The sequence below is a fragment of the candidate division KSB1 bacterium genome, from assembly GCA_034506395.1.
Lineage (GTDB): Bacteria > Zhuqueibacterota > Zhuqueibacteria > Thermofontimicrobiales > Thermofontimicrobiaceae > Thermofontimicrobium.
In genome coordinates this window covers 86,976-104,784 of the sequence record JAPDPQ010000001.1, presented here as the reverse complement: position 1 = coordinate 104,784, position 17,809 = coordinate 86,976, and the positions used below count along the sequence as shown (strand labels likewise).

Annotated in this window: 10 protein-coding genes; 6 read left to right on the top strand and 4 right to left on the bottom strand. The window is 45.3% G+C overall.

The features are described 5' to 3' along the window. Window positions 1-291 precede the first annotated feature (291 nt). Both ONB37_00420 and ONB37_00415 read right to left on the bottom strand, forming a co-directional pair. Complete coding sequence (locus ONB37_00420) at window positions 292-1,224, bottom strand: DUF1028 domain-containing protein (protein ID MDZ7398602.1); 933 nt, start codon at window positions 1,222-1,224, stop codon at window positions 292-294. Between the two features lie 437 nt (window positions 1,225-1,661). After that, entirely contained in the window at window positions 1,662-1,940 is a 279-nt protein-coding gene (locus tag ONB37_00415) for a hypothetical protein (GenBank protein MDZ7398601.1), read from the bottom strand. Between the two features lie 92 nt (window positions 1,941-2,032). Here ONB37_00415 and ONB37_00410 point away from each other — a divergent pair, with 92 nt between their 5' ends. Together ONB37_00410 and ONB37_00405 are read left to right on the top strand one after the other, a co-directional pair. Continuing rightward, window positions 2,033-4,801 (top strand): vitamin B12-dependent ribonucleotide reductase, encoded by a 2,769-nt coding sequence (locus ONB37_00410; GenBank protein ID MDZ7398600.1) that lies wholly within the window; start codon window positions 2,033-2,035, stop codon window positions 4,799-4,801. A gap of 553 nt (window positions 4,802-5,354) precedes the next feature. Continuing rightward, window positions 5,355-7,523: an RNA-binding transcriptional accessory protein gene (locus ONB37_00405; GenBank protein MDZ7398599.1), complete on the top strand. Its 2,169-nt coding sequence runs from the start codon at window positions 5,355-5,357 to the stop codon at window positions 7,521-7,523. A 1,100-nt stretch (window positions 7,524-8,623) separates the two neighbouring features. Here the strand turns inward: ONB37_00405 and ONB37_00400 are convergent. Next, complete coding sequence (locus ONB37_00400; protein ID MDZ7398598.1) at window positions 8,624-10,417, bottom strand: long-chain fatty acid--CoA ligase; 1,794 nt, start codon at window positions 10,415-10,417, stop codon at window positions 8,624-8,626. A 388-nt stretch (window positions 10,418-10,805) separates the two neighbouring features. Further along, complete coding sequence (locus ONB37_00395; protein ID MDZ7398597.1) at window positions 10,806-10,973, bottom strand: hypothetical protein; 168 nt, start codon at window positions 10,971-10,973, stop codon at window positions 10,806-10,808. 361 nt (window positions 10,974-11,334) lie between these two features. On the opposite strand from ONB37_00395, the gene ONB37_00390 reads away from it, so the two are divergent. The 4 genes from ONB37_00390 to pyk all read left to right on the top strand — a co-directional run bounded on the left by ONB37_00390 (window position 11,335) and on the right by pyk (window position 17,772). Further along, a complete protein-coding gene (locus ONB37_00390) occupies window positions 11,335-12,645 on the top strand; it encodes an aminotransferase class V-fold PLP-dependent enzyme (GenBank protein ID MDZ7398596.1) in 1,311 nt (436 codons plus the stop codon). Between the two features lie 403 nt (window positions 12,646-13,048). Then, window positions 13,049-13,654, top strand: coding sequence for a dephospho-CoA kinase (coaE, locus tag ONB37_00385; protein MDZ7398595.1), 606 nt, complete (start codon window positions 13,049-13,051; stop codon window positions 13,652-13,654). 265 nt (window positions 13,655-13,919) lie between these two features. Next, the gene (locus tag ONB37_00380) at window positions 13,920-16,310 is read left to right on the top strand and encodes a DNA internalization-related competence protein ComEC/Rec2 (GenBank protein MDZ7398594.1); all 2,391 of its coding nucleotides are present in this window, start codon (window positions 13,920-13,922) and stop codon (window positions 16,308-16,310) included. A 37-nt stretch (window positions 16,311-16,347) separates the two neighbouring features. After that, complete coding sequence (gene pyk / locus ONB37_00375) at window positions 16,348-17,772, top strand: pyruvate kinase (GenBank protein ID MDZ7398593.1); 1,425 nt, start codon at window positions 16,348-16,350, stop codon at window positions 17,770-17,772. Window positions 17,773-17,809 lie beyond the last annotated feature (37 nt).

Sequence of the window (17,809 nt, the reverse complement as noted above, 5' to 3'; positions counted from 1 at the left end):
CTATGAAATTTTTATAGGCGATGAGATTAGAATTAATTTCCCTCGAAAATGAAATGGACACTTGCCCCCTCCAACGATATTCTGATTTGATTATCACCAAAAAAAGGCAATCTCAAGGATCGCGCGAACCACAGACTTACGCCCCTATTAATTCACAAATTAGAGGCATTTTAAACGCTCGTGTCCCATTCTGTGGCGGGCAATATAATAAATTCCGAGCTAAAAGTCAATAAAAATTTAAGGAAATTAAAACATATCCAGAATAAAATTTTTTTTCTTTTTTGTCAAATTCTATTCTTCTCCTAAAATCTGATGCAACTCAGTATCGCTCACCTTAAGCAAACCAACCAAAGGAAGCCGACGCGTCAGTTCCAGCCAATTTTTGTCCCGCTCAAAAATGCTTTTGAAAATTGGCAACGATTCGGACAATCGACCGATATTGACCAAAGATACGGCATGCCAATATTTCATTTCCAGATTATCGGGGAACATCGTTTCTGCTGTGCCATAGGCTTTAAGAGCTGCTGCGATATCGTTCTTCTCGATCGCTAGATCGCCCGCATTCATATATTCATAAGCACGATACAATTTTAATAATCGCTGAATTTCCTGGATCGGTTCTGGGTGATCTTCTACGCGTAAATCGATTAACCGATCCTCCCATACTTTTCCAGTGGATTGTCCCTTGACAACCAAAATGGCTGCTGATTGTTTCCCTCTGATATCTCCGCCAGTCTGTTGCCCTGCCTCAAGAGCAGCGAGCATTCTTTCTGCTAAGGGGCCAGTGCTTTGTTCAAACGCTTGAGCCATTGCAGGCCATACCTGATCGTTTAACATGAGATTGGCCTGCACAGAATAGTTCTTGCCTATTAAGTGTCCCGCAGCAGGAATACAATTTTTGCCAGTGAAAGCAGCCACATTGCCCTTGGCATCAATGATGGCCAATTGACGCACTTCCCGGCCTTCGTCTGAATCAATTAAAATTTTTAAGGCCTCGGCTGCAGTCTTGCCCTGCTTCAAAAGCTCCAAACCTTGGGGACCAAACGATACGTTGACGAACGATTGTGTGGCAATGGCACCAACACCAGCTTCAGCCCAAGACACAATCGAGCCCACTGAGAACCAATGCGATTGGACTGCCACGCCCATCTCGCCAGTCTCAGGATCGCGAGCTGCGATGGAATAAGTATGCACCAATCGGTCAGAAAACACAGACTGCCCCATGACCAGCTCGATTGGAATGAGCAGCAGCGACAACAAACCTGGCAACAACATTTTTGAAATCATAAAACTCCCTCCAGCTTAATGATCAACATTTGCCAAGATTCACCTTTAAAAACAGAATGATTAATTGTAAGACGTAAAAGACTTTAAATTAAACGATGTTCACTTGCATCAAGTTCATCAAATCAGAGATTGCAAGGCTGCAATAACAATTGGCTCAAAATGATCTGTTGATTATGACAAAACAACCGCTGCAAATGATGGAATGCTGATTTATCAGCACCATATAATTTAGCTTCGAAAAAAATTAAGTGAGTTCCGCGTCATTGAATTTTTTGGTGGAGTACCAACTATAAAAACCTATTGCTGTCTAAATTGATCTCAGGGAGCATCAAGATTTATATTAGAATTCACTTTTAATTTGGCTGAGTCAATTTTTATTTATGATCAAGTTGATGTAAAGGAGTGATCCTCCCAATCTCTTTCGCAATGATAAATAGGAATATACCACATTTAGTGGCAAAAAAATCATAGAACCACAAAATATAGTGAATTTTTCCCTTGACAATTTCAAAAAAGAATATTATATTGTTGCCGCGATTTGGAAAAGGTTTCGAGTCAAACAAATTTGCCGGCAGATTTAATTCTTGAAATCCTTTTGCAAAAAACAAATCAATGGATGGAGGAGAGATCAGGCGGATCTCTCGTCGATTCATCTATTCCCTCTGTTCGCGATCCTAATTTTAAGCCGTTGCGTTTTTGAATTCACTAAATCTAACTAATCTCACATTAAATGGGAGGACCTGTTATGCCCCTAAGTGAACCAACAACCACCAACTCCCAGCATTCAGATGATAGCCTTCTTTCATCATCACGGGAATTGCACTTAACGGACTCGGAAAATAACAATGGCAAGCGGAAAGGCTTATCGATTGTAGCGCTATTTACACCGGATGGGATTCATCCCTTTGAAAAATTGAAGTGGGTGCGACGTACCGCTTCGATCTCCAACGATAAAGGCGCAACGATTTTTGAGCAAAAAGATGTTGAGTTTCCAGAGAGCTGGTCACAGACCGCGGTGAATGTGGTGACGTCAAAATATTTTCACGGTAAATTAGGCACGCCAAAGCGCGAGACCAGCGTCAAACAATTGATCGATCGGGTGGCAAAGACGATCCGCAATTGGGGGTACGCGGATGGGTATTTTGCCAGCGAAGCTGATGCTGATAATTTCTATCGCGAGTTGACCTATTTACTGGTCAATCAAATGGCTTCATTTAATAGTCCAGTTTGGTTTAATTGCGGGATTGAGCCGCGGCCCCAGGTTTCGGCCTGCTTCATAAATTCAGTGCAGGATAGCATGGAGTCAATCCTCACGTTGGCGAAGACCGAGGGGATGCTGTTCAAGTGGGGATCCGGTACTGGAACGAATTTTTCGACCTTGCGATCCTCAAAAGAGAAGCTTTCCACTGGGGGTGAGTCCTCTGGACCCATCTCATTCATGAAGGGGTTCGACAGCTTTGCCGGGGCAATCAAATCGGGTGGTAAGACGCGACGGGCTGCCAAAATGGTGATATTGAATATTGATCATCCTGACATCGTTGAATTCATCAATTGTAAAGCCAATGAGGAGAAGAAAGCCTGGGCCCTCATTGATGCCGGTTATGATGGTTCATTCAATGGGGAGGCTTATAGCTCGATCTTCTTTCAGAATGCCAATCATAGTGTTCGTGTGACTGATGATTTCATGCGCGCAGCATTAGAAAATAAACCCTGGCAAACGCGGGCAATTACGACTGGCGAAATTATGGATACCTATCAGGCGAAGGATTTGCTCGATCAAATTGCGGCTGCTGCTCATCTTTGCGGTGACCCGGGTCTTCAATTTGACACGACCATCAATGATTGGCACACCTGTCCCAATAGTGCTCGGATCAATGCTTCCAATCCTTGTAGCGAATACATGTTCATTGATGATACCGCTTGTAACTTGGCATCACTAAACCTAATGAAGTTTCGAAATAATGATGGCCGTTTTAATGTTGACAGTTTTCGCCATGCTGTGCGAATCATGATCATAGCTCAAGATATCCTGGTTCATAATGCTTCTTATCCTACTAAAGCGATCACTAAAAACAGCCATTTATTTCGAACGCTAGGCTTGGGATATGCGAATCTCGGCGCATTGCTCATGGCAAGTGGTTTGCCCTACGATAGCGAAGAGGGACGAGCCTACGCCGCTGTGGTCACAGCAATTATGACAGGTCAAGCATATCAAACATCGGCCGAGATCGCCAGCAAGCTCGGGCCGTTTCCACAGTTCCAACGCAATAGAAAGCCAATGCTGCACGTCATCGAAAAACATCTCAAGCATGTCGATGCAATTCAGCCGTTGGGACAGGCTGCCGATCTGATCCCTCAGGCGCAGCATATTTGGGAAGAGGCGTTGCGCGCTGGCAAAGCCCATGGCTATCGCAATGCTCAGGTGACAGTTTTAGCTCCAACCGGGACGATCGGTTTCATGATGGATTGCGATACCACTGGCATTGAGCCAGACATTGCATTATTAAAATATAAGAACCTGGTTGGCGGTGGCGTGATGAAATTAGTGAATACAACAATCCCGGCTGCTTTGAAGACGCTTGGCTATAGCGACAGCCAATGTCGAGAAATCATTGACTATTTGAATAAAAACGATACGATTGAAGGAGCGCCGCATCTGGCCGAACATCACCTGCCGGTTTTCGATTGTGCTTTCAAGCCGGCCAAAGGGAGCCGCAGCATTCATTATATGGGCCATATTCGAATGATGGCTGCGGTCCAGCCGTTCATTTCTGGCGCCATTTCAAAAACAGTCAACATGCCCAACAATTCCTCGATCGACGATGTTCGGGAAGCGTATATCCAGGCATGGAAACTGGGGTTGAAAGCCATTGCTATTTATCGGGATGGTGCGAAACGTACGCAGCCGCTATCGACATCCAAAGAGGGTGTTTCGCGCGACGAAACGGTAAAATCAGAGCCTCCCAAGCCATATCGCCGTCGACTCCCTGATGAACGGCCAGCCATTACTCATAAATTCAGCATCGCAGGTCATGAGGGTTACATCACGGTCGGCATGTACGAGGATGGCTCCCCAGGGGAGATTTTCATCGTTATGGCAAAAGAGGGGTCTATCATATCTGGTTTAATGGACGCCTTCGCTACTGCTATCTCGATGACCCTGCAATACGGGGTCCCGCTGAAAGTATTGGTCGACAAATTCAGCCATGTGCGTTTTGAACCGTCGGGCTTCACCGGAAACCCGCAAATCCCTATCGCTAAATCCGTGCTCGATTATATCTTCCGCTGGCTGGCTTTGAAATTCCTGCCAGAAGAGGAACGACCCAAAAACTCTGAAGTAGAGCACTTGGACGCACCAAAACAGGGAGGTGATGCTGCGAGAGAGAGCTATGAGAAACATATTTTTCAGACCCAGTCAGATGCCCCTCCATGTTTTGAGTGCGGATCGATCATGGTTAGAAACGGTGCTTGCTACAAATGTCTCTCGTGTGGCTCAACCAGTGGCTGCTCATGAGCACATACTTGATAACCGGTCCTGATGGCTGGATCATTGAGTTATCAAAAATTGAGGCTAATCATCGAGGATTGCATGATACGATGGCCTATTCAGCATTGAAAGTGAATTTGAGATATTGACGAAGCTAATTGATCTTTTAAACCCATTCGAACAAAACATGGCAAACCATAACTAAGCGGGAAAATGACTTCACAGTATTAACCCGATGCTTATTGGATTTGCCAAAGGGAACGCCCTTTTCAGTCAAGCTCCTTCTGGAAAGGGCGCTCTTATATAAAGCAGGGAAAAAACCAACAAAATCCTTGCAAGTTAGTTAAAAAATTTTATATTTGCTGATCGTGTTTTAAACTGGATAAACCGGGCTCTTGAGATTATTTCTGCGATCAAATGCAAACGATCTCATGCTAAATTTCTGGTTATTTTTCAGAGCATAAAATTTTTTTGCGGAGATTCTTTTTTTGATTTATCGCTTTGAAATGCAGGTTTACTGCGATCGCAAGAGCCGACAGGTGTGTCATGAAGTGATGTCTTTTTTATATGGAAATTCAATATGGATGGAGAAAAGCATTTTCAAACCATTGCAGCAGAATTAAAGCTCATGGTCTGGCAGGTTCAAAAGACTGTTGAGTTGCTCGATAGCGAGAATACCGTTCCTTTTATCGCTCGATATCGGAAGGAGATGACAGGGAATCTAAATGAAGAACAGATCCGTGCTATTGAGGATCGCATCCGTTCTTTGCGCGTATTAGATGCGCGAAAGGAAACCGTATTGAACTCGATCGAGAAACAGGGTAAATTAACACCAGAGTTGAAACAAAAAATTCTCGATGCCGCGAAATTGCAAGAGGTGGAAGACCTTTATTTGCCCTACAAACCTAAAAAACGAACTCGGGCTACGGTTGCAAAAGAGAAAGGATTGGAGCCTCTTGCCGAACTCATGTTAAAGTTAGCAACCGATTTCGAGGATTATCAAGGGTTGTTGGCATCTTTTGTGGACGCGGAAAAAGGGGTAAATACCGTGGACGAAGCGCTGGCTGGCGCGCGCGATATATGTGCAGAAGTCATTTCCGACGACGCTGAGGTCCGCAAAGCCATTCGACTTATCTTCCAGCAAAAGGGAGTGGTCGTTTCCGAGGCAAAAAACAAAGAGGATGTGGGGAATTATGAGGTTTATGCTGAATTCTCGCATCCAGTCAAAACAATTCAGCCCTATCAAACGCTGGCCATCAATCGCGGCGAACGTGAGGGCTATTTGAAGGTGAAAGTGGATGTGCCGATTTCCGAATGCATCGCAAGTATCGAGCAAGCATATCTGACCAATCAGAACTCACCCTTTACGCCAGAACTGAAGACCGCTATCGCCGACAGCTACGAACGGCTGATCGCGCCTTCAATCGAGCGCGAGATCCGCAGTGAATTGACCGAGCAGGCTGATGCTCATGCAATCGAAATTTTTGCCAAAAATCTGAGAAATCTATTAATGCAACCCCCGGTTCATGGTGCCACAATCATGGGTATTGATCCTGGCTATCGGACTGGCTGCAAGGTGGCCGTGATCGATCCGACCGGTAAATTTCTTGAGGGAGCGACTATATATCCGCATGAGCCGCAGCGCCAATGGCAACAAGCCAAAGATCAATTGTTGGAATTAGTCAAAAAGCATCACGTTCAGATCATTTCCATCGGCAATGGCACCGCCTCTCGTGAGACCGAAACTTTGGCGATCGAGACGATCGAGGCGTACGATGGTGATCTATCGTATATTATCGTCAATGAAGCTGGGGCGTCCGTCTATTCCGCCTCGCCGCTTGCCAAGGAGGAATTTCCAGACCTGGATGTTGCGATGCGCGGGGCTGTATCCATCGCTCGGCGTTTGTTGGATCCACTCTCAGAATTGGTAAAGATCGATCCCAAGTCCATCGGCGTGGGGCTTTATCAGCACGATGTGAATCAGGCGAAGCTCAGCCAGATGTTGGATCAAGTGGTGGAATCGTGTGTGAACTTTGTTGGAGTGAATCTCAATACTGCTTCCAAAGCACTGCTGAAATATGTCGCTGGGATCAATAGCAGGCTGGCGGAGAACATTGTGGCGGCAAGAAATGAGCGCGGTGAATTCAAAAATCGCCAGCAATTGCTCGAAGTGAAGGGAATGGGAGAGATGGCTTTCACCCAATGTGCGGGATTTTTGAGGATTCCCAATGCTGAAAATTTCTTCGATATGACCGCAGTTCATCCTGAATCGTATCAAGCTGCTGAGCGGTTGCTTCAGGAATTAGAACTGGATAGCACGGCGGTTCGCGGTCATGGGGAATTATTGCAACAACGGATGCGGCTGAAAAAACTGTCGGTGCAAAAATTAGCTGAAATCTGTGGCACTGGTATTCCTACGATGCAGGATATCATCGAAAGCCTGGCCAAACCCAATCGCGATCCGCGAGATGAATTGCCCAAGCCGATCTTCCGCCGGGATGTGCTGAAAATCGAGGACCTCAAGGAGGGCATGGTGCTGGAGGGAACGGTCCGGAATGTAGTGGATTTCGGCGCCTTTGTTGATATCGGTGTCAAGCAGGATGGATTGGTGCATAAGAGCCAGATGGCGAAACGATTCATCAAGCAGCCGACCGATGTAGTGAGCGTCGGGCAAAACGTAAAAGTGAAAGTATTGTCCGTGAAACCCGAAACTGGTCGCATCTCACTGTCCATGATCATCGATGAATAATGAGTAAACCGCAAGGGGGACTTGGATGCATCGTTAATCCCATTATTTTGATCTATAGCAAACAAATAAAAAACCACCCAAAACAAATTCAGAGGTGGTTTTTTCATTTTTCAGAGAAGCCTATTGGGTAGTAATCAGCAATCTCAGCTTCGTTCCAATTGCTCAGCGGCTGTCCTTTGCTGCTCAGCTAAAATCTGATTCAACCGATCTATAATCTCATCAATATTTCGGATTCCATTCAATCGCGCCTGCAACGCAAGCGTTCCCCAGGCTGGGGAGCCACCTCAAGAGAAACAGTATAACCCAATTTCATGTAATGGCTCAATCAGCTCTGGATACTGAAAGACGATTTCTGCGATGGTGGTGTTCTTAGTGATTGGCATAACAAATTCCTTTCAAGTTGTTTATGAGTTCTTTCTGACTGAATCAGAAGTTGAAAGCCAATTTCTGGAACGAAGTTCTTTGGACTATCTATTTTCGACCTTCTATTTCGATGAAAGAATCCGATAAAAGATTCGGAATCGCCGATTGAAATTTCTAGATGGCATCTGAAGTTTGGAAGTGCTGAATTTCGAAATTGCTTATCTTGCAGGTATCTTCGGGAATGCTTGCAGCTTTTTTCAATCTCTTTAAAAAACGAGCTTGATTTACAAAAAGACAGGGTTAATTAGTCCTCACTTTAGCAGCCCGTCTGAAATTGATATTGAGCGTGAATTGAAATATGTTCAAATAGCAGGTGTTAAATTAGAATTGCTGGGAAAAAATGAATTCATTGAAAATTGAAAAATTTGTCCTGCTAAACATGAGGATTTACATGGAATTCTAAAAATGAAAATCGGGGAGTTTCCTTGTCCCCATGTTTCGTTGGATGGTTCTGGAGAAGTCTGAGGTAAGGATTTTATAGATTCCCGCAAAATAGAAAATAATGACTGATTGCGAATCCTCTTTCCCCCTCAGAGGCGATGCGTTTGGATGCATCGCCTCGAATCAAGAGATTTTTTTGTTAACTGATGGATCGAATCAAAAAATGCGTGAATTTTCGGAAGGTTAGATAAAGCTAAGTCCGAATCATTTTCGGGTCCGATCGAGCGATTTCCAGCTCATTCGGCATAGATCGAATCGATCAACTCCGCATATTTTTCTTCAACCAGTTTTCTTTTGATCTTCAGGGTTGGGGTTAATTCACCTTCCTCTATAGTGAACGGTTTAGGCATCAGGCGAAATGCTTTCACCTGTTCGAAACGCGCCAAATTAGCACAGAGTCGCTCAACCTCCTTGCCGATATACTGCACGATTTGTGGGTTGGTCACCAGTTCTTGGTTGTCTTTGAATGGAATATTTTGCTCTTGAGCGTAATTCTGAACTAACTCAAAGTTCGGGACGATAAGAGCAGACAGAAATTTTCGCTTGTCGCCGATCACTAGGACCTGATCGATCAAGGGACTAGTTAATAATAAATTCTCGATGGGAGCTGGCGGAATGTTCTTTCCTCCTGAGGTCACGATAATATTTTTTTTGCGATCGGTTATGGTGAGGTATCCGTCTTCGTCCAAATATCCGATATCGCCAGTGTGGAGCCAACCATCGGCATCGATTGCCTCCTTGGTTTCGGCCGGCTTTTTGTAGTAACCTTTCATCACATGAGGCCCACGGGTAAGGATCTCGCCATCATCGGCAATTTTAATCTCAACGCCGCCTTTGACCAATGCTGGTCCTACTGTACCGAATTTGAATTTATCTTCTGGATTTAAGGCGATGACCGGCGAGCTTTCGGTAAGGCCATAGCCTTCCAAAATCTTGATCCCAGCATAGTGAAAAAATTCGCCGATCTCTTTGGGCAACGGGGCGCCACCAGACACAAAAAACCTTAATCTCCCGCCGACGCGCTCATGTAACTTGCTGAAGACCAATTTATGGGCAAGGTTGTATTTTGCTTGAAGCACCGCGCCCACTTTTCCTTTGCTTTTGGCCTTCACATATTTCTCCCCAGTTTTGATCGCCCAGTCGAAGATCTTCTGCTTAATGGGGCCACCGGCTCGGGCATTGTCCAACACGCGCGCATACATTTTTTCGAACAACCGCGGTACGCTGGTCATAATGGTGGGCTTCACCTCAACCAGATTCTGCGCTACCGTATCGATGCTCTCGGCATAAGCGATCGTTGCGCCAACTGATATTGGGCAGAAATGTCCGCCCATGCGTTCAAATACATGGCATAATGGCAAGAACGATAAAAAGGTGTCTTCTGGGCCGATATGAAGCGTTGCTGTACCCCCTTGGACATTTGATAAGAAATTTTTGTGCGTCAGGACGGCGCCTTTAGGACTTCCCGTTGTTCCAGATGTGTAGATAATCCCAGCAGGGTCATCAGGCTGAATCGCTCGTGTCACCTGATCATAATATTCTGGATGTTGGCTACCGAACTCCTTGCCCCGTTCCATGACTTGCTGAAAAGATAAAGCCTTGGGATGCGATATTTCATCATCCATATACACAACATATTTCAGCACGGGCAGCTCGCTGAGAATCTGGATCACCTTATCTGTTTGATCTTTTGTCGATGTGATGATAATCTTCGATTCCGAGTCATTCAAAATATACTCGATTTGTTTTGGCAAAAGCGATGGATAAATTGGGACATTGATAGCGCCCAGGGATAAGATGGCGAAATCCGAAAACGCCCATTGCGGCCGATTTTCCGATAACAGCGCCACCCGATCGCCTTTCTTAACCCCCAACGACGCTAATCCCAATGCAAGGTCTTTCACGATCGCCCCAAATTCTTGATAACTAATCGACTGATATTGCCCTGCCACCTTGTGCATCAAAGCGGTTTTTGTGCCGTAGCGTTGGACTGTATCGAGAAACATCTCAGTTAAATTAGTAACTGCCATGAAAATCTCCCTCCGAATAATATTGGATTCTCATTTTATTGTGCATGATTTCGAAATAATTTTCTTTGAACAAATTGGTCGTATAATAACAATAAAGCCGACAATAGTCAAGCAAAAATTTAAAAAGATAAAAAAATCGAGCTTTTCAGTTTCAGTTTGACCATGGTGAAACAATTTTGAGGGCGATTCCTGAAGAATTTTCATGAAGCCTGATATAATTGCTGCCTATGAAAATTAGGATTAAGGAATGAAATGTTTTTGATGAATTGAAGAATTCTTCTGATGCATTTTGCTATAGCACAAGTCAAGAAAAAAAACCCCTCAGACCAGGGGGGTGTCTAAGGGGTTGGAGGGTAACAGAGATACAAGCGATCCTATTGCATGCTGTCTATTTTTTTCCGCTGGAAAGTGGGATATCTGGAGTCAATGACATCCGCTGCATTGCCTGCTGAGGAAGCTCCAATATCCGGGACTCGAACAATTTGTCGGTGATATAGCGATTCAATGCTCCAGAAATTTCCTTTCGGTTTATAATCGTAACGTGCCGTTTTTTCATTCCACTATTCCTTTTCAGTCGCTTCATTAAATTTCCTGTTGCTATTAGTATCTAATGCAAGATATGTGCCAATGAAAGGAAATCTGGATAAGTTGATATTTTTGGATACTTCTTGCGCTGACAGAATTGTAATCGAATGTCTAATTTTGAACCAAAAAATAGCTTGTGTCTCAAAATTGATCACTCGACGAAACTCTTAGTTAATCTTGCTTGCTTTTTAATAATGAGCTGACTATATTCCAAAAAAGCTAATCTTTATGGTTTTAAATTCATGATAACCGTCTAATAGTCATTGCAACCACCTTGCTTGCGCTCTATTTTTTGGATGAATCTTTGTTCCCAAAAACAGAAGGAGTAAATAATGATGAATGAATCCCGAAGGATGTTTCTTAATCATCTGGGCAGTATTGCTGGTGGCGTGATGCTTACTGGGGTTTTCTATAATAGTTGTGTTGCGAAACAGATAGCGGCGGCAGCGAGTCAGATCGATCATTTGACCCCAGCAGCAGCCGCGGAACAGGAGGATTTTTGGTTTCAGGTGCAACAGGCGTTTTCTACTACACGGGGGATCATCAACTTGAATAATGGCGGTGTGAGTCCGCAGCCGAGGATCGTTCAAGAGGCACTGGTCCGATACAATGAGTTCTCCAATGAAGCACCTGCTCACACCATGTGGAACGTGCTTGGCCCAAGACGTGAGACCATCCGATCCCTATTGGCCGAGCTTTCGGGCGCCTCGGCTGAGGAGATCGCCATTGTGCGGAATACCACTGAAGCGCTGGAGACGGTGATTTTCGGGCTTGATTTGAAACGCGGCGATGAGGTGTTGGTTACAGATCAGGAATATCCCAGTATGATGCGTGCTTGGCGCCAGCGACAAAAACGTGACGGTATCGCCATAAAAACCGTCAGCATTCCAACTCCACCAGCGCATCTCAGTCAGATCACCGAAGCGCTGGAAAAAGGAATTACGTCCAAAACTCGGATCATCATGATTAGCCACATTATCTATTTGACCGGACAGATCACCCCAGTGCGCGAGATCTGCGATATGGCACATGCCCATGGGATCGAGGTGATCGTGGATGCCGCCCATTCTTTTGCCCATTTGGATTATAAAATTCCAGAGCTTCATTGCGATTATTTTGGCGCCAGTTTGCATAAATGGCTTTGCGCACCGTTCGGCACGGGCATTTTGTGGGTGAAGAAAGAGAAAATCGAAAAGATCTGGCCTTTGTTCGCCCCAGAGGATCCGAACAGCAGCGATATCCGCAAATTCGAGGCGCTGGGTACTCGTTCGTTTCCTACCGAATTAGCTATAGCTGAGGCGATCCACTTTCATAATGGAATTGGGGCAAAACGAAAGGAAGAGCGGCTGCGATTCCTTAAAAATTATTGGGCTGAGCGCGTCAACAAGTTTCCGACGGTGAAAATGATCACTTCGTTGCAACGAGAACAATCCTGCGGCCTAGGCAATTTCGCCATCGAAGGTTTAGATCCAGGCAAGATCTGCGATCATTTATTCGCCAAATATAAAATCTATACCACACCGATTGTGCATGAACAATTTCGCGGCGTTCGCGTTACGCCCCATGTTTACACTCGTTTGGATGAGCTGGATGCTTTTATTGCAGCAGTTGAAAAGATAGCGAAGGAGGGAATTCCTGGATAGCTTGCTCGCAAGCATGGGTATTTGCGCTGAGGTAATGCTATGGCTTCAAGAAAACTGGCCTTTCATCGTTCCGGGAATTCAAACTAAACCATTTAGATTTTTCTCTGCCTCGACAGATGAGTGGATGAAAAGCCCGATTTCCCCGAAAAAATGACCAACCAGCTTATCTCAAATCGGAGATCATCGACGAGGGTACATTTTGTTCTAATATTAAATAAAAGCGAAAATTTTCATTTTGCGGAAAATCTTGTTGAAATGAGAATTATTATTTATTATCTTTATTAAAAGATTTGGTCTGAAATTCAAACCCATGACGAGCAAGATTGATGAATATTGAGCGCTACATCGAAAAAAATTTTGCCTTGAGTTGAATTGAACTGGTCGCGAGTTGGGGGTAAAGATTATGATCAAGATCGGCATAACTGGGGGAATTGGCTGTGGCAAATCGGAGGTTTGTCGGTTGCTGGAGCAAAATGGGATCCCTATCATCCACGCCGATCTCGTGGCGCGGGAGCTGATGGAAAGTGATCCTGAAATTCGGGCTGATATCAAGCGAGCATTCGGCGATGAAATCTATCTCCCAAATTGTAAACTTGACCGCAAGCGATTGGCTGAGATAATCTTCAACGATGAAAAGGCAAAGCATCTTGTGAACCAAATTGTGCATCCCCATGTGATCAAATATCAAAAAAATGAATTGGAAAATTTAGAGCGATCAGGAAAATTTCGTTTTGCAGGTGTGGAGGCTGCATTGATTTTTGAAGCTGGCGTGGAAAAGCAATTCGATGTGATCGTTGTGGTAGCTGCCTCAGAACAAACAGTGATTCGGAGACTAATGAAAAGGGATGGCTTGTCACGACAAGAGATCATGAAGCGAATTGCCGCACAAATGCCGCTGCAGGAGAAAATAAAACGGGCCGACATAGTGATTTACAATGACGGCCCGCTCGATGAATTGAACCATGAAGTTAGTAGGTTATTATATTGGTTAAATAACCAAGAGAGGTGAAACGTCGCTTTTATCACTTCTGAGAAAACCGGTGCAATTTGCCGCCTGGCAGCCACGACATTGGAAAAACCAACCAGTATTGTTTTCCGCTGGAGTTAGTTGGATCGCCTGAGTCGAGTCCATTGCACCAATTTGATTGGGGCAGATGGCAGCAATTAAATGCATTGCTAACTCAGGCGCAATTGACGAAGAATCTTGTTCGTTCAAATCAATCATAAATTTGTTCGCCAAGACCATTTCGTTTGCTCTACTTGCCTATTCTTATATGAAAGCGTTCATTTATTCGCTACAAAATCGTCCGGCTTTCAAATTGGCAATACTCCTCATTGCGGGATCGATCATTGGATATTATTTTGATCTTCCCCGCACCATTTCTTTGTTTATTCTATTCACTGCTTTAATAGCCGCAATTCTTGGGCTTTGCGGAAAGGTTTCCTTGTTAAATTTATGCCTTATTCTCGCGGCGATCGCTGCTGGTCTGTTCCGCTACGAGCTTGCCACTGGGACGATGCCTCCCGATCATATCAGCTATTTTGTTGATAGCGGGGAAACCGTAACCCTTGACGGAACGGTTAACGCTTTCCCTCAATACAGAGGCCGACGACTTGAATTTGAATTCGCTGTCAGGCAAATCGATTGGCAAGGGAGACTGCGGCCAGTTCATGGGAACATATTAGTGCGCTTATGGCGGATGAATCTGGCCGTTAATTATCGTGATCATTTGCACATCACCGGAAAATTACAAATGCCACGGGGCGAGCGCAATCCCGGGGAATTCAATTACCAGAAATTTTTGCTGAGCCATGGTATATTTGGGATCATGGACATTTCCAAGCCAGATGCAGTGACGATATTGCCATCCGAGCAGTCGATTTCGATCGCAAGCGTGGTTTCGTTCAGCAAGGCCAAATTCTATAAAACGCTTCATGAGTTGTATCCAGGCCAAGCCGGGGCACTGATCAAAGCGCTTCTATTGGGTGAACGCGGTGAAATCGACCCCGAATTGAACCAAGCCTTTTCCCGCTGCGGGGTGATTCATGCCTTGGCTATCTCCGGGTTGCATGTTGGATTTGTGGCGACCATATTTTTTGTTTTGTTCAGCCTGCTTCGCTTTAATCATGCCGGCAAAATCATCGCGATGCTGATCAGTTTATTTTGCTATAATTTGATCATTGGCTTTGAACCACCCATCGTTCGGGCCTCCGTCATGTTGGGTATCTTTCTGATTGGCCGGCTGCTCCAGCGAAACTGCGATGCGCTCAATGCGATCTCGATGGCAGCAATTATCATCTTGCTGATTCACCCTATGGACTTGTTCCAGGCTTCGTTTCAACTTTCATTTGCCGCCACGCTCGCAATCGTTTTTCTTTATCGCCGATTAAAAAATATCTTTGATAAAATTCCTGGTTTTACTAAATTGATGAATTATCGAGGGGGAAACTATTTGGGATCTTTGTTCCTGGTGAGTTTTGCTGCTCAACTTGGCACCTTGCCCATTACGGTTTATTATTTCGGTCGTTTTTCGATTATCGGGACCCTGCTGAATTTAATAGTTATTCCGATGGTTGGGATCATCATTGCCTTGGGGCTTGCATCGTCAATGATAGGGCTATTCTCACTCTCAATTGCTCGGCTTTACGCCACAGCGAATATGCTATTTCTGGATAAACTAATCCAGCTTGTCGACGCAGTGGGAAAATGGAAATTTTCGGCTGTGGAAGTGGGCGCAATCAGCATTGTCATTGTTGCAGCAAGCTATGGATTTCTCTGGATCATTTTGAACCTTGATCGCGAAGTTTACCGCAAAGCTCTGGTCTATGTATCTCTTGGGGGACTTTTATTTCTTGTCTGGCAACCGATTCTAAAAGATAAAAAGTGGCTCGAGGTGATCTATTTTGACGTCGGTCAGGGCGATGCGGCATTGATCTGTTTTCCAAGCGGCAAAAAGCTATTGATCGATGGCGGTCCAGCTCAGGAGGAATTTGATAGTGGCGAATCGATCATTGTGCCTTACCTGAAGCGCCATCGCATCAATCGGCTTGATGCTGTGGTTGTGTCCCATGCCGATAATGACCATATTGGGGGAGTTGCCTCAGTGCTCCAAGCTATTTCAGTAAACCAGGTTTTTGATAATGGATTACTCAATGCTTCAGCTATTTGTTCGACTTATCAGGAGATCATCAAGAAACAAGGAAGGGAACACCAGGTTGCGCGAGCGGGTCAGGTGCTACCAGGATTTGAGAACTGCGTAATTTCTTTTCTCCATCCGACTGAGCGGTGGGTGCGCTGCTGGAGGGACGATATCAATAATTGTTCGGTAGTAGCGAAGATCACTTATGGTCAAAAAAGCTTCATTTTTCCTGGGGATATCGGTCATGACGCTGAAGCCTGGCTGATTCATTATGGGCCCTTGCTCAAGGCTGATGTGCTAAAGATCGCCCATCATGGCAGTCGAACTTCCTCGAGCGCTGCTTGGCTGCGAATGGTTCAACCTGAATACGCCGTGATTTCAGTTGGCAAAAATAATAAGTTTAAATTCCCAGCACCTTCAATCCTCCGCCGGCTCGATCAATTTGGAATCAAAACCGTCCGAACCGACGTGAATGGCGCTGTGGTGTTCAGAACCGATGGAATGAGCTTGGAACGCGTGCGATAAGTTGTTCGCTCATCCAATGCAAAAATTAGGGTATACTATGCGCAAAACGAAAATTGTCTGTACGCTTGGTCCAGCAACGAACTCTGAGCCGATGATCCAGCAATTGATCCACGCTGGGATGAATGTGGTGCGATTGAATTTCTCCCATGGAACACATCAGGAACATCTCTCGATGATCACCGCGATCCGAAAGGTTTCGTCTCAGTTAGGCAAGCCTATTCCAATTTTGCAAGACCTTCAAGGGCCGAAGTTGCGGGTGGGCAAAATTAAAACCGGCTCGGTAGTATTGAATAGGGGACAGCAGATTACCATCGTCGCTGATGACATAATCGGGGATGAGCAACGGATTGGCACGAGCTATCGCAATCTGGCCCGCGACGTGCGTCCCGGAGACAAAATATTATTGGATGATGGCCTGATTGAATTGAAAGCGGTGGAAAGTCGCGGCAACGAGGTACTCTGTCAGGTGATCGCTGGTGGAATCTTATCTGACCACAAGGGGATCAATTTGCCTGGTGTTGCCATCAGTCAACCATCGTTCACGGATAAGGATCGCGACGATCTCATGTTCGGGATGGAGCATGGAGTTGATTTGGTGGCGATTTCGTTCGTTCGGAGTGCGGACGATGTTTTAGCTGTAAAAGAGCTGATTCAATCCCGCGGTCAGGAAATCATGGTGCTGGCGAAGCTGGAGAAACCAGAGGCAATTGACCATCTGGATAAGATCCTTGCGGCAGCGGATGGCGTGATGATTGCCAGAGGCGATCTTGGGGTGGAATTGCCGTTGCAAAAGGTGCCGTTATTACAAAAACGGATCATTCAACAGGCAGCCCATCTCGGCAAACCAGTGATCACCGCCACTCAGATGCTCGAGTCGATGCGTTTCAATCCACGTCCAACCCGAGCTGAGGTCTCGGATGTGGCGAATGCCATTTTCGATGGTACAGATGCGGTCATGCTTTCGGCCGAGACGGCGACTGGCAATTATCCAGTGGAAACCGTTCATACCATGGCGCGGATTATTACTGAGGCGGAACAAGCAGGCGCCTGGATGGGACATCGTTTATCTCCGGCGGAAAAAACATTGTCCATTGCTGATGCTGTCAGTCATTCAGCGTGTGAGGCGGCGGAGTTTCTTAACGTCAAAGCCATCGTCGCTTTTACCAAATCCGGCTTTACCGCAAGGATGGTGTCCAAATATCGGCCCAAAACCCAGATCATCGCTTTTTCACCATCAGAGATCGTTCAGCGCCAGTTGTGCCTATCCTGGGGAATTTGCTCTCTGCAAATGGAATATCTGGATAGCACTGACCAGATTATCGGCCGCACCGAACAAATCCTATTGGACCAGAAATTGGTGAAGCATGGAGATATTATTATCATTTTAATGGGCTCGCCCATTTTCATCAAGGGGACTACCAATCTTATGAAATTGCATGTGGTCGGATCGGCATATAAATGATTTTGCCAATGAACCGTAATTTTATCGTGAAAGGAAT